Origin of the sequence: Desmonostoc muscorum LEGE 12446, from assembly GCF_015207005.2 — a bacterium.
In the GTDB taxonomy this organism is placed as follows: domain Bacteria; phylum Cyanobacteriota; class Cyanobacteriia; order Cyanobacteriales; family Nostocaceae; genus Nostoc; species Nostoc muscorum.
Map to the genome: position 1 here is coordinate 366061 of NZ_JADEXS020000002.1, position 13730 is coordinate 379790.

19 protein-coding genes are annotated in these 13730 nt (G+C 40.5%); 11 read left to right on the forward strand and 8 right to left on the reverse strand.

Annotated features, from left to right (window positions below):
* Nucleotides 1–4 precede the first annotated feature (4 nt).
* From IQ276_RS37870 to IQ276_RS37900, 7 genes are all read right to left on the reverse strand, one after another.
* A complete protein-coding gene (locus IQ276_RS37870) occupies nt 5–1018 on the reverse strand; it encodes an IS701 family transposase (RefSeq protein ID WP_193926053.1) in 1014 nt (337 codons plus the stop codon).
* A 357-nt stretch (nt 1019–1375) separates the two neighbouring features.
* The gene (locus IQ276_RS37875; protein ID WP_193917227.1) at nt 1376–2206 is read right to left on the reverse strand and encodes a hypothetical protein; all 831 of its coding nucleotides are present in this window, start codon (nt 2204–2206) and stop codon (nt 1376–1378) included.
* A gap of 171 nt (nt 2207–2377) precedes the next feature.
* Entirely contained in the window at nt 2378–3136 is a 759-nt protein-coding gene (locus IQ276_RS37880; protein ID WP_193917225.1) for a hypothetical protein, read from the reverse strand.
* 151 nt (nt 3137–3287) lie between these two features.
* The gene (locus IQ276_RS37885; RefSeq protein WP_193917229.1) at nt 3288–4040 is read right to left on the reverse strand and encodes an SDR family NAD(P)-dependent oxidoreductase; all 753 of its coding nucleotides are present in this window, start codon (nt 4038–4040) and stop codon (nt 3288–3290) included.
* A 300-nt stretch (nt 4041–4340) separates the two neighbouring features.
* Complete coding sequence (locus IQ276_RS37890) at nt 4341–4622, reverse strand: hypothetical protein (protein WP_309245652.1); 282 nt, start codon at nt 4620–4622, stop codon at nt 4341–4343.
* A gap of 290 nt (nt 4623–4912) precedes the next feature.
* Nucleotides 4913–5146: a hypothetical protein gene (locus IQ276_RS37895; RefSeq protein WP_193917223.1), complete on the reverse strand. Its 234-nt coding sequence runs from the start codon at nt 5144–5146 to the stop codon at nt 4913–4915.
* Between the two features lie 71 nt (nt 5147–5217).
* Nucleotides 5218–5529, reverse strand: a complete 312-nt coding sequence (locus tag IQ276_RS37900; protein ID WP_228043071.1) for a hypothetical protein — start codon at nt 5527–5529, stop codon at nt 5218–5220.
* A 241-nt stretch (nt 5530–5770) separates the two neighbouring features.
* On the opposite strand from IQ276_RS37900, the gene IQ276_RS37905 reads away from it, so the two are divergent.
* Nucleotides 5771–6175 carry a hypothetical protein gene (locus IQ276_RS37905; RefSeq protein WP_193917219.1) on the forward strand — a complete coding sequence of 135 codons (405 nt, stop codon included), beginning with the start codon at nt 5771–5773 and terminating at the stop codon, nt 6173–6175.
* A gap of 42 nt (nt 6176–6217) precedes the next feature.
* Here IQ276_RS37905 and IQ276_RS37910 read toward each other — a convergent pair whose 3' ends face one another.
* On the reverse strand, nt 6218–6859 hold the full coding sequence (locus IQ276_RS37910) for a hypothetical protein (RefSeq protein WP_193917217.1): 642 nt from the start codon (nt 6857–6859) through the stop codon (nt 6218–6220).
* Between the two features lie 889 nt (nt 6860–7748).
* Here IQ276_RS37910 and IQ276_RS37915 point away from each other — a divergent pair.
* From IQ276_RS37915 to IQ276_RS40545, 10 genes are all read left to right on the forward strand, one after another.
* On the forward strand, nt 7749–8450 hold the full coding sequence (locus IQ276_RS37915) for a hypothetical protein (protein ID WP_193917215.1): 702 nt from the start codon (nt 7749–7751) through the stop codon (nt 8448–8450).
* Entirely contained in the window at nt 8450–9247 is a 798-nt protein-coding gene (locus tag IQ276_RS37920; RefSeq protein ID WP_193917213.1) for a TIM barrel protein, read from the forward strand. Before IQ276_RS37915 ends, IQ276_RS37920 begins: the two co-directional genes overlap by 1 nt.
* Before the next feature lie 123 nt (nt 9248–9370).
* Nucleotides 9371–10309: a HEAT repeat domain-containing protein gene (locus IQ276_RS37925; RefSeq protein ID WP_193917211.1), complete on the forward strand. Its 939-nt coding sequence runs from the start codon at nt 9371–9373 to the stop codon at nt 10307–10309.
* 178 nt (nt 10310–10487) lie between these two features.
* Complete coding sequence (locus IQ276_RS37930; protein WP_167315718.1) at nt 10488–10778, forward strand: helix-turn-helix domain-containing protein; 291 nt, start codon at nt 10488–10490, stop codon at nt 10776–10778.
* A gap of 92 nt (nt 10779–10870) precedes the next feature.
* On the forward strand, nt 10871–11044 hold the full coding sequence (locus IQ276_RS37935; RefSeq protein WP_193917209.1) for a hypothetical protein: 174 nt from the start codon (nt 10871–10873) through the stop codon (nt 11042–11044).
* Nucleotides 11045–11245: 201 nt separating this feature from the next.
* The gene (locus IQ276_RS37940; RefSeq protein ID WP_193917207.1) at nt 11246–11569 is read left to right on the forward strand and encodes a hypothetical protein; all 324 of its coding nucleotides are present in this window, start codon (nt 11246–11248) and stop codon (nt 11567–11569) included.
* A 94-nt stretch (nt 11570–11663) separates the two neighbouring features.
* Nucleotides 11664–11981, forward strand: coding sequence for a hypothetical protein (locus tag IQ276_RS37945; protein WP_193917205.1), 318 nt, complete (start codon nt 11664–11666; stop codon nt 11979–11981).
* 101 nt (nt 11982–12082) lie between these two features.
* The gene (locus IQ276_RS37950; RefSeq protein ID WP_193917204.1) at nt 12083–13000 is read left to right on the forward strand and encodes an RpnC/YadD family protein; all 918 of its coding nucleotides are present in this window, start codon (nt 12083–12085) and stop codon (nt 12998–13000) included.
* A gap of 136 nt (nt 13001–13136) precedes the next feature.
* Nucleotides 13137–13517, forward strand: a complete 381-nt coding sequence (locus IQ276_RS37955; protein WP_228043070.1) for a hypothetical protein — start codon at nt 13137–13139, stop codon at nt 13515–13517.
* Between the two features lie 51 nt (nt 13518–13568).
* Nucleotides 13569–13697 carry a hypothetical protein gene (locus IQ276_RS40545; RefSeq protein WP_255264451.1) on the forward strand — a complete coding sequence of 43 codons (129 nt, stop codon included), beginning with the start codon at nt 13569–13571 and terminating at the stop codon, nt 13695–13697.
* The last annotated feature ends 33 nt before the right edge of the window (nt 13698–13730 follow it).

The following is a 13730-nucleotide window of genomic DNA, read 5'->3' on the forward strand; positions in this document are numbered from 1 at the left end:
TAAATCAAACCAAGCACATAAGAATACTTGGGCGTTTCAGTTGCTGAATTAAATAATTAGAAAGCAAGTTATGCTTGATTTGATAAATAGTTTGACCAGTTGTATAGGCTAAATTCTTTAACCTAACCCAAACTAACATTGCACAAGCGATATGATTTCTTTGAAGCCTAGCTTTCCGACATTGGCAAAATTCAATCCCAGTTAATTGTTTAATTTCTCTGTGAAACTCCTCGATTTTCCAACGAATTTTACACACCTCTTGTACAACATCCGTGGAACTTTGAGATAAATCGTTAGTTGCGACATAATCCGTTCTGTTGGTAGAAACAGTAACCCGGAATAGTTTCACTTTTTTATTAGCTGGGAACCCTTTAATTTTGATTATCTTACCACAATCTAATTCTTCTTGACTCCATTCTAATAATTCAATACGTTTATATTTTGCTTGACCAAATGTATCATCAACTAACCGATTGTCTTTTAAAGGGCAATAATAAATTTTGTCTAAGCTATCAATATATAGCATTAAACTGTGTACCGCATACCATGTATCCATCAAAACAGTATCAAATGGTAAAAGCTTATGATACACAAGGCTTTGGAGCATGTCTTTCACATGGTCTATCTTGGTTTTGCCATCGACATCAGGATTAAAAATTCGATAATCTATGACCCAAAATCTTTGAAGTGTAGGGTTGACATACACGCAGCTAACTACGCCAATGCCTTTAAGGACACCATGCTCATTACCACTATATTGTCTTCTGACTATTTCTATTTCTTCAGAATACCTTTTATCTAAAATGCTATCATCAAATATTATGTAACCATTGTCATCAGGCTCAACTACCTCTTTCACGTTATCCCATAGTAAACGAGGTGTTAATTTTTCTCTTTTCAAATAATAGTTAATTGTATCATGGCTAATACTCTCTAAATGCTCTGCCAAATTGGTAATGGTATAATTAATTTGGCTACTAAGTAGATACTGGCAATAATCTAATTTAGTAAACTTCATATTCAAAAGTATTCGTTACAGTAGCCTGAGCAGCAGCCCAAAAATTTGGTGTGAAAAGGAACAATTTACATTTGTACTCTAGTTCATTTCATCTGCATTTTTATAGTACTTTAGTACTATTTGTTAGCGATCGCATTGTGCCAGTTGCGTAAGTCCTGCCTAATAAAACCATTGCGATCGCAGGTGCATCGGCAGGAATTGGCCGAACACTGGCAATCTCGTTAGCCCAAAAATAACTAAGCTATTGTTGATCGCGGTCAATCCACTTATGTACGTTAGGAACTTCAAATTGACTCAACTTTTCAATCAGTTCCACAGGAGTTTCTCCTACTAAAACAAACTGTTAGCCCTAGCTGTCTAATTGGTATTTAGAGGTTGAAAATCAAGTGCAGAGAGACGTTCTTGATGTTGATTGACTAAACCTTGTATTGCACTACTGGGATGACGATGAAGGCGATGTTTTTGTTGACGAGGAGCTTTAGAAAAAGCTAATCTACGACGTTGAGAGTTGTATTCCAGTACAGGAACTTCCCGAATTTGTGCAAGTAACTGTTCTTCACTTTCGCCCAAGAAAAGAACTCGATATTGCCCAAAATCGCGCAATTCAGCAGTGGACTTGCGCCCACTAATTCGCCTTTGGTGACGACGTAAATGGCTAAACAAAGACTCGATTTTCAGGTTATCTGCTGGTAAACCAGGGATATCATAGCAGTGTAATAAGTCAGCACCGTATTTAACCCATAAACGTTGTAACTTTTTCTTGAGAGCAAACTGTGCCGGATGTTGTTGAGGGTCAGGCTGAAATTGTTGTAATAACTCTTCCATGTCGCGCCGAACTTGAAGACTAGTTAAGGAGATTGTTGGAGTATTTGTAACTTTATTTACGTCGTCTTTACTACCTTTGGAGTGTTCAGGGTATTGCAAACAATCAGCAATTCGTTGCAGCCATTTGTGCGCCTCTGACAAGTCAGACGCTACAGCATCAGCACTGCTTAAGGCATGGTCAATCCATACTGACAACACAGACAAATAATCTGTGTCAATCTCTCGGCATGGTAAACTACGTAGTATCGAACCTATTGCTGATAGTTGCTGGTAGCCGCTTAACCCGCCCCACCTAAAAGGTTTGCGACTGGTGCGATTGACACAATCCCTAATAGCAGCTCGAATCTCGGACTCCACTGCCATTAACTCTGCGTCTCGTGAAAAGTAGGGGATTGCTGAAAAAGGGGGGTAGTGTCTGGTTGTTGTTTGGAACTTGGGTCTTGGAGTCTTTCAGAGTACTCAGGCACTTTTGGCAATCCATCTAAATCTGCCTTTAATTGTTGTCTGAGCTTTGTATCTAATGCCAACACGGCATCACTCAAATTGTTGAGAAAGTGTGCCTGACAACGTTGATGTGGTGCATCTGGCTTTCCTTGAATTTATGGCATGAATAATAGCCGATTCCCCATCTGATAGGGTTGCCAGTACTTTGTATGGTAAATCCTGATATGGTTGCAGCCACTCAATTAATTGTTGCGTCTGTGCTTGTTTCAATTGAATTGCACTGACTGGTGTGCCACTTAATACCTCGTATAACACATACAGCAACGTCCCATGACCCTCTGGCTGTAAGGCATCAATTGCCCAAATCAAACCGCCATGTTCATGGGCTGTGGCAGCTAATTTCTTCTGCGTATGTGCAATCGTTCCACCCAACAGTGCCAGAAATTGACGGTATAGCTTGCCTACGTTCCGCTCATTAATTTCGATCCCACGCTGGTTTAACTTTTCTTTGATCTCAATTAACTGTTGATGTTCATGTTCATGTTGCCAACCTATAAATGCCAGTACATCTAAACCATAAGTACTACTGGGCAAGCTATACTTCAATACACCACTTGCATAGTAGTGTTTATTAAAGTGCGTACAGAGCCGATTCTTACATTCTTTGCTTTTACCTGCTACAAACACTGCTCCACTCATGGTTTGAACGGTTTTACGCATATGCCAGGCTCTGCGGTTAACTAAATTGTTGTCACAATGGATACATTTATCTAACTCACATTCCACAATTATACGTTGGGCATCAGGAAAACTTCGTTGTGGGCGATGACGTGGCTTCTTTACTATCACGCTTCTTTTGCTGCTGGTAGATTCCTTTTTCAGCTTACCTGCTTTACATACCAATTAGACAGCTAGGGGATACCAGTGGTCAATAGAAATCCGGCGTAGTGATATTAAGGAGTTGGGAACAGAGCATGAGTAAAAGTCATTTTGGAGATTATCAAGTAAGATTTAGCCCTCCGTCTGAAATCACAATCTCGCCTGTAAGATAGTGACTTGCAACCAGCATCGAAGCGACCTGTGCGATCTCTTCTGGTTGCGCTCCCCGTCCCATTGGTGATCGCTCCTCCCACAGCTTTCTGGCTGCTGTCCAATTTTTGCTCATCGGAGTTTCAACTAAACCCGGTGCGATCGCATTCACACGAATCAAAGGGGCAAGACTCAATGCAAGCAGCTTTGTCATGTGGTTTAGAGCAGCTTTACTTGCAGAATATGGAATTGAGGCTCCTTTCGGGCGAATCCCAGCATGAGAACTAATATTAAGAATGCAGCTAGGACATTCAGGATTAGATGACTGATGTAGGGCATTTTCAGCCTCTGCGATGAGCGTCCAAGGTGCAATGACATTGACCTCATACAGATATCGCCAGATTTCCGGTGTAGCTTCTTTGAGGGATGTATGTGGAATTGTGGCGCTAATCCCTGCATTATTTACCAACACATCTAACCGCCCGTGATGCGATAAAACTTGAGCAATCAAATTACGCGCTTGGCTTTGATCGGACAGATCAGCTTGAAAGTAAGATGCACCGGAATGAGCTACCGCTAATGATTGCCCAAGCAGCACTGAAGACTTGGAATGAAAAGCAACAGTAAATCCATCTTTAGCAAGTCGCTCTGCGATCGCCATTCCGATCCCAGATGTTGAACCAGTAACGAGAGCAACTCTCTTCTCGCTTCTATATTCATTCACAACATCCACTCATAGGTTTTCCCTGGACTTAAAAAGTTCCCATATCTAGCATGATTTCAGCTACTATATTCTACCTAACTATTTATTATACGGAAACTTCCCGTATAATATTTTTCTAAATCCTATAGGACCAGGACTTACGCAACTGGCATAGTGCGATCGCTAGCTAGTAGTACATTTGTATTAACTAACGAAAATGTGTTTGATTGGCTTTACTCGAATTAGTAACAATAATCAATGATGTATCTTGTTGTTCAAAATTTTATGAGAAAATTGATAGAAGGTGCATCAAAAGGTTGGTTATATACCAATAAGACAGTCAGGGGTAAAAATGATTGCTTTAACAGATCCATTTTTATATAAGTTGATGGCGTGGTTAATTCGCTCTCTGAAAACAGGAGATGGTTTTTCTCCCCAAACTGCCGCTCCTAAAACAATTGCTGCATCTGCCTTGATATTATTAGTACTGCTGCCATATAAATAAATACTTGAGGCAGAAGAAGCGATCGCCAGCAAAAATGCAGATATCAAAGCTAGTGTCACCAAAATTAACCATTTTTTGGAAATTTTGTAATTGAGCATAGGGCGTTATCTTATTTTTCATTCTTAGTTTCAATATCAAGTTAAGTGCGTAAGTTCTATACTGTTATATGCTTCACCATTAGATGCAGTTGTGAATCTGGTTTCTACCGTGCAATCAAAAACTGCCCTAGACGGAAGCTAGAGCAGTTTTTGATAGAAGTAAATTATATAAGAGACAATTAGCGTTGTCCCCGGTTTATCCATAGTAAATACTGTTATATAGTACTATTCACCTCAATTTTCGTACTTTACGCAAAAAAGGAATAATCTTGAAGTTGGCATTACAAAGGTTAAAAGTCAGTACAAGCGAGTGTATTACAGACATCATCCGCGACTTTGAGCTTTTTCCTTAGTGGATCACAGAACATGGTTGCTGGTAATGGGGTGCTGAGTAAGGAAATTTGGGGATGAGAAAGTAGCGACACCGGACAGCCCGTCGTAGACATCGCTCTTAAAGCAAAGCGTAGCCAATTATTTTCTCTCTTACTGCCGAAAGTGCTGCTGATGTGGGCTATCGGAGTCATGGGTAGGGAGTTGGTGGTCAATCTTGGGTCAAGATTCGTTGCTAGACTTGAATAGGGAAAAAAGTTTAGTGTTATTGTTTTCCTTCATTAGGATACCAACCTGCCGGAATGACTTCAAAATTCCAAACATCTTTGAAGACGTATATGCGTCCAATCATTTCCGATGGGGAAAGCAAATTTTTGTCGCCTTCCTTCCAATCTTTTTTATCAACTGTTCCCATAACTACATAGTTATTACCTAAAATTTGAGGATTTGTTTGGACAAAAGTAGCAGTCATCAATGGCTCAATTTCCTGTTTTTTAGCAATAATTAAGTCGCAGCTTGGGCAATATTTACACTGTTTATTGAGTAAAAATAGCTGTTGTGGTTGGATATGAATCACTAAAGGGAATTTGCGAATCTTCGTTTTTGTTTCACACTTTGGGCATTTAGTGAAAGCACAGTCTATATAAGGATTTAGGAAAAATCTGTGTCGTTGTTTGAGAGATTTACGCTTTGATGTCTTGGAACTAATTTTAGACATTTTATCAATTGAATATGGTTCTACAGTTAAAATAATTTATCGCCCTAACTTAGCAACATATTTACATGGCAAAACAATACAGTGTTAATGTAACTTGAGCATGACTTCAATCACCGGAACAATTACAATTAACGTACAGGCTGACGATAATGGACAGTATGTTTGTGAACTGTTGTCATCTGTTGACCAGCCAAGAGATCAAATTCGTTGCTGTGGGCAAACCAGAGAACACGCTATAGCTATTGCATTAGAGCAGTTAGCGAGTAAATATCGTCAGATTGCCGAAGAGGGTCAAAATAAGGATTGGCTTGCAGTAGAGCGTTCTGAGTCAGGAGAAGTAATACAAAAGCATTATCATGTGATTTTACATTATGAACGGATTGGGATAGCAGAGTCTAAATTTGAAGCTATGCAGGACACGTTAATGGGAAATACAGTAGTCGAAAATGCCAAAGTTACTTTGATTGAGATTGATGCAACATTACCAGTCCAGCCTTTAACTTGATGACATCAAGGCGATCGTTTAAATGTTGATTAACCAATAACTCTAAGTCGATGTTCTATGTCGGCGTAGCAGAAAACCTACTCCAATCAAGCCGATGCTAAATATCGCCGTGGTATTTCTCGGTTCTAGAACTGTTTGAAACGTTTGAAAAGAACCTGAGATTAGAGGTAGACCTCTTACAGGAGCATTTGGATCTGGGTTGAGTGTAAGATTTTCGGACAACAGAAGTGTGCCAATCGCGCCGTCGAATTTACCCGATCCACCAGTAATACTTATAGTATTAGAAACCGTGCCCACAAAATTTTGAAAGTCAAGGGTAGCAGTACCTCTGGTGGTTCCGAATAGCTTATCTTCTCCTTGACCAAAAATTGTAATGTTACCAAGTGGTAAGTCGTCTAACCCAAACGTTGCTGGATCTGGCTCAATTGTAATCACACCTGTATTATTGTCGAGATTGCCATAGCTGATATTTACAAGTCTAGTTAGACCGTATGGCGCATTAGCACTTTCACCTATATTGGTTATTTTTAAAATGTTTCCTGCGATCGGTTCAAGAGTAGTTTCTGAATTGTAGATAGCTGAAAATGGATATTGTATCTGCGCCATCACTTTTTTTGTACCTAGTCCAAAACTCAAAAGCGCGGCAGCTACCGGAGTGAACCATACAGCCCGTAATCTAAGCATAATTAATTTGATTTTGATATTAGGTAGTGTTTACTTTCACTAAAGACAAACTACCGTAAATTTCTCAAAAAATAAACTGTCTAATTCTAATTAACTATTACTTAAAGGATGTTATCAAAGTTGCAAAAGGTATAATTTTGTACTTGAGTATGCCCAAAATGCTACTTAACTACACTATTAGTCTGCTCCGCCAAAATTGATTACTGGGTTCGGACTGGGGAAGAAGGTAAAATATAGCGTAATATTTCTCCTCTGATGGGTAGGTAATGTTAAGTATTTGCCTACAATTTATTCACTGGTGGCTACTCATCAGCTAATCATACGAAAACAGTTGAACATTGTTACAATCTCTACATTTACGCGCCCGCAGCTTTTCGCCTCCTCCCCATCCAGCCTCATCCGCACGGAAATACACCCACTGGCTTACTGATTCTCCAACGGTACGACCCCAAACAAAATTTTGTGAGCCGCAGATCGGACATGGCGTTTCTTGTGGGCTAAGGTTTTTGTGATTCGGTTGGTTGTTCATAAGCTTCCCCCGATAAATTCTGAGTGCAACAGCTATTAGTCCCAATGCACCCGTGCTGACCAGTCCCGGTCAAATTCAGCACTACACCGGGGGCATCTACCTGTAAACATCGGATGCCAGTCAATCAGTTCTAGCTGCTGTTCTGGTGTCCATCTCGCCTGTGGCTAAAAACTAGCTTCAATCCCACTCCAGTTGGGCATCAAAATCCTCCTAGCAACTGCTGAATAAAAAATAATTTTGCGTTGAAGCATCGATTGAAAGAGTTAGTGGTATATTAGTACAAAAGAACTATCAACCAGGTTCAACAGCTTCAAACTGCAATAGTTATTAATATTTTGTACTTCCAAATTGAGGAATGCTATGGCAGATTCTAATTCCCTATTTTCTTTGTATGAAGAATTAGTACAAGATCATTCCAGCCAATTCGATCCACAAATTGCTTCTTTGCAAGAGTTGGTCATTACACGAATGCAAGCAATTCGTGACGCAGAACAGAGCTTAGTAGAAGCACAAGCAATAGAACTCAAACGAATTACTGATGCTTTGGCACATGATGTTCGTTGCTTGTTGTCAACACCAAGACTAAGAACATTTGCGCAAGAGTTAAAACAGACTAAAAGTAATAATTGGTACACGCGCCAATCTGAATTTAGTATTGCAGAAGATCCAACTACTTGGTTATTGGCGATGCTCAAACTACCGATAGGTTTGAGCAACTACCAAACTCACGAAGACCTGAATGGTTATGATGACGAACGTAACTTTATCGGGTATAGCTATACTCTGTCTCTAAAATTAGGTTCAGTTGAGCATTCGATCAATGAAATACCATTAAAACGCATATATAACGTCAACGAGTGTAGTGAAACTTCTATAAAAGGGCAAATTGAGGACTACATTTATGGTGACGTAAAATATTTACTTAGAGATATGGAATATCCAGAGTCACAAAAACAGCAATTAGCGGCTGAAATCAGCACATTAGTGGGTTACTCCCTCAAAATATTCGCACTTAAACCTAGAAGAGCTATTTTTAATTATTCAACCATAGAGGAAGACTGATGCAATTGTATTTGAGCTTGTCAGCCTATGGTGGAGTTTCAACCCGTGAAGCATTAACAATATTTTGGAATGCAGGAATCCGGTATGTTGAGCTAGCAATTGGGCCTCGACCTGATACTGATTCAGCGCAAGCAGTAGAGGATTTTAGACAACAGGGAATGCTCTATCGAGCGCATCATGCTTTTGTTTGCAGCGCACGCCACTATCCTTTCAATCTAGCTCAACCTCAAGATTGGAAATATTTTGAACGATTGGCAGATTATCTAGCTAGTATAGGTGTTACCGCTTATTCAGTACATGGAGGAAACTTTTGTAAAACCACTGAACGCGTTTTAGCATACACAACATTTGTAGAAAATATTCATCGTCTTCATCGGGTTTGTCTAACGCGAGGTATTGTTTTGGGTGTAGAAACAATGTATCCTACACTCACAAATAGCACTGTTGAGAACCTTTTGGATAATGCTTCAGAACTTGCTCAATTTTGCCAAGATGTTCCCCAGGTCAAGATAGTTGTGGACTTGGCCCATCTCAACATTTGGCGTGACAAAACCGAAATACTGTTGAATGAATGGTTGGGACTTCCACCAGAGAAACTTTTAGAAATTCACATTTCAGACAATGATGGACGGCAAGATATACATTCGCGGATTACGGCCAATACTTGGTGGTTATCTCAGATTACTAATTTTCCAAAGGGAATTCCCTTGGTGTTAGAGAGCCGATTAAATCGATTGCCTGTTTCAGTAGTGCAGCAAGAGTACGACCGGATCGCTGCTTTAATAGTAAGCTTTTAATGTCAAATGAGACTAAGCACTAATAGATTCAGGTAACAAACCAGACATATTTAATAGTTGTTGCATTTTACTACTGGTAAGTGCTTTAAGTCCAAAACAGAGCGCCTGGTTGTGGGATGATATATGCCAAGATCACGAAAACTAGAAGAAACTTTATCTATTCTTGCCCAAATTCGAGAGCATCCCACAAGTGAGTCAGGGATCATAATTTTACGCCAAGGTCTTAAGAGTAAATATTCTATAGCTGTTGCCCAAGCAGCCAAGATAGTAGGCAAATCTACTATTACTGAGTTGGTTGGCGATCTTGTAGAAGCTTTTGCTCGAATGATGGTCAAACCCGCACAAGTAGACCAAAATTGTCTTGCCAAGAAAGAGATAGCACAAACACTGTATCACTTAGAATACAGCGATGAAAACCTTTTTCTGCAAGGGATTCGACATATTCAGATGGAGCCAGTATGGGGAGGAGTTGAAGATACTGCTGCCCATCTTCGGGGTATATGTGCTTTAGGTCTGGTGAGAATGAACTACTCAGACGTAATGAACGAATTAGCTGATCTACTAGCTGACCCCAAACCAGAAGCAAGAACTGCTGCTGCAAAGGCGATCGCCTACACAGGAAATCCTCAAGGTGTACCTTTGCTTCGTTTGAAAACTCGCATAGGCGATCAAGCACCACAGGTGATTTCGGAGTGCTTCAGTGCTTTGTTACAACTAGCTCCAACTGATTCACTTACAATGGTTGCTGGTTTTCTTTTTGACCCAAAGGAGCAAATTTGTGAGTTAGCAGCATTGACGTTGGGTGAATCACGATTAGAGAAAGCATTTGATCTTCTCAGAAATTGCTGGGGGCAAACAAGAAACGTAGAACTTCGTCGCACATTGTTACTAGCAATAGGCATGTTGCGACAAGATAAAGCAATAGATTTTCTGATCTCACTAGTGGCTCAAGGAAAAGATATTGATGCAAAAGATGCGATTGCAGCGTTGGCTATTTATCGAGAAGACCGTGAACTGTGGCAGCGAGTTGATCGAGCTAGTGAACAAAGAGCTAATCAATAGGGAGTTCAAAATTAGTTCACTTTGTCGTGAATAAATGAATTGAGCTAAACGATCGCATTGCTTCTGGGCGGGCGATCGCTTTCACCTTTGCTTGGTGTAGCCTTATGGTTGACACCAGTATATTAATAATATTATCATGTCAACTGGCGAGCGCAGTGAAAATAAAATTAAAGTAAAAATGAATATCACAGTAGATGTAACGCCCATCGCTGCGTTTAGGTGGAATGAAGAAAATGCCCAAAAACTCAGGGAGCTTAGAGAGAAAGCTGGATACAGTAGACAAAAGCTATCTGATGCTGTGGGAGTTTCTGTGGCTTATATTCAGCAGCTAGAGACTCCTCACGTCTTTATTAACAAACCAAAAAAACCAACTCAGATGACTGTTAGTACAGAAATTCTAGAGAAACTTTGTGCTGCTTTAGATGGGGATATCACTTCACTTATTTGGAACATAGATTACAACAGCTAAGAGAATTATATACTACGCTCACCAGTTAAAACTGCTTGACAATCACTGGTGGGCGTAGTAAGATAATAATCATAAGAGAGGAGACGAGCGCGATGCCTCTTTTGAAAAATAAAGAAGCGCTTAAAATTCAACCCTTACAAATCGAGTTAACGATACGAAACCACAATAACCAGCCGCCGGGACTAGCAGCCGGAAGCCTTAAACTTGTAATGGTCAAGCCGCCGCGAGATGATTCCGATGACCTACCACGTCTAAAAACTGGTTGAAAAAAACTTCAATCTTTGCAGAATAAAGGCGATTGTGAACTCCTCAATCGCCTTTTCAATTGTTACTACGTGGCTGTACAGAGGACACGGTAACATCCCAATATCTTCTCTACAGCTTTGTGCTGTCTGATGTTTTGACATCAGCTGATACGCTTTGCCTTGGAATTACTTTATGAGGCTTCGCCAATAAGAGAGTGAGCGTTGTGCAAGCACAACGTTGTTCATGTAAATCAAAAGGCGATCGCAACGGTCTGGACAACTTCTGCGATCGCCTTTATTCCTATTACGGAGATAACTATTATGCCACAAACAACAACAACTGTAACCTCTTGCGTTAAACCAGTTGAAGAATTGAGATCAGTAGAGATTTCGTTTGAAGATCACGAATTCTATGCAGGTCAAAAGCTCATAGCTAGCATTACCCACGACGATGACCTAACGCAACCTTGGATAGTGATGGTCAATGGTGAGGAGAGCCATCGCGCGAACACTTTTAGAGGAGAGCCATCGCGCGAACACTTTTAAAAGATGCTATAGCTACATCACATGGCATTACCAGCGCGGAACACTGCCCATACAAGAAGAAGAAACCCCAGTCGTTACAACGGGGAACGAAATCATGGTACAGATTGCTGATGAATGCGAAAAGTACGGGTTTGAAATCCTAAACGATGGTATCTACAACCAGGATCAAAAGCTTGGTGAAGTAGGCTGTACTAATAGCAGATGGTGGGTTATTCGAGCAAGTTCAGTGCATCAGCAAAAGGTTCCGTGTGATTCTGCCCTTGATGCGGTGTGGATATTGTCGATGGTAGAACTGACGCAACCATCTCGTTCAGAACTGCTGGATAAGCCGTTTGACGAACTCACGCCACAGGAATGGGAGCGGCTACGGGAATATCAGCCAGTGGTAGAACGGGAGTTGGTAGCGGCGTAGTTAAAGGGAAAAGGCGATTGCTGACAAGGCAGGGCGATCGCTTTTGTACCAAATTCTATTCAGTTATAGCAGTATGATACAACACGATTATTCAAGGTAACATGATCCAACAACCTCATGATAAATTTGCCAAACAGTTTCTAGAAGAATTACTAGCTCCCTTTGGGGAAGTAAAAACTAACAGGGAAGTAACTGATGAAACAAGATTTGTTGATGTGTTATTTTCGTCAACACCAACATCCGCTACTAATGCAGAAACTTTAGGATTATTGGGTAGAATAGCGGTATTAAATACCACTTTACTAGAACCATTTCGCAATCAACCAAGTAAAACAGAAGTACGTAACTGTCTACAAAAATTATTTACTGTGATTGCAGACGCGCAACGTTTTGCCAACAGGGAAGACACAACAATAGCGGAGAACGAGCTAGCACAACTGTGGATTATTTCTCCCAGTGCTTCCAAAGCTCTGCTCAAGGCTTTTGAAGCTAAACTAGACTTAGACAATTGGATGAGCGGGGTGTACTTTCTGCCTGAAGGAGTAAGAGCAGCAATAGTAGCGATTAACAAGCTACCGCGAACTCCAGACACGCTGTGGTTTAGGCTGTTGGGTCGGGGAAAAGTACAAATCCAAGCAGTAAGTGAACTGGTTGCCCTTCCACCAGAGAATCTTGTCCGCCGTAATGTTCTTGAAATGGTTTACAGGTGGCGTATCAGTGTAATGACACAAACAGATTTAACTGAAGATGACCAGGAGTTAATTATGAATTTAACAGAAGCTTATCAAGAAGCAAGAGCGCAAGCGGTACAAGAGGGAGTAGAGCAAGGAGTACAACTTGAACGTCGTCAAGTGGTAGAAAACTTGTTGAGATTCAGATTTGGTTCTGTGGATGAAGAACTCTCAAGAGTAGTTAATACTTTGTTGCAGTTAGCACCAGATGACTTTGCAAGATTTTTACTGGAATTGTCTAGTTTATCCCGTGAAGAGTTGTTAGCAAGATTTAATTCACACGAATAACCTGTAACTACAAATAATTATTAGTTAAAAGCGCTTTTGTGAAATCAAGAGCGCTGTTTTATTGGCTTTACGCTTCATATATCACAATTAAACGGCTGCGCCAATGCAAAAGTGAAAATGCTTTTGGTACAAACAAATGAACCCTCAAGAAAATGCCGAATTACTTGCTGCTTTGATGCGTCAAGAGGAACTACTCAAGCAGTTAATCGCTTCAATCAATAAACCGAAACTGGGATTGCACTCTGAAGCTGGCAGTAGCAAAATCTACTGCAATCGTCACAATGGTTCACTGTGGTATACCTTAAATAACAGTGAAGCAAATGCGATTACCCAAACTGCCTTAACTGGATATCTCAAAGAACTCAAATTTGAGAAGTGTGAGCGCAGAGGTAAAGAAGTTTACAAGTTGCTGATTACTATTCTTGCAGACAGACCTTATATATTAGAAAGTGGGCATGATACTCACTTTGCTAAATCTGTATTAGCTGCGATCGCAACTTTGACCCCACAACAATAATTATATTCCCCCATCACACTACAACCACAGGCGGGGACGACAGATGAAAATGTGTTGTTCTGTCGGGTATGGGTAGAGTCGGAATTAATCAAAGCATCTTATGGTGAAGAAACGGACTGGCGCGAAATCAGTAAACAGGCAATTGCTGTGGCAAAAGCTGCGAATGAGATTGCCTTTTAACTCGTTGTAAACAGGGTTTAGGCAACTGTAATT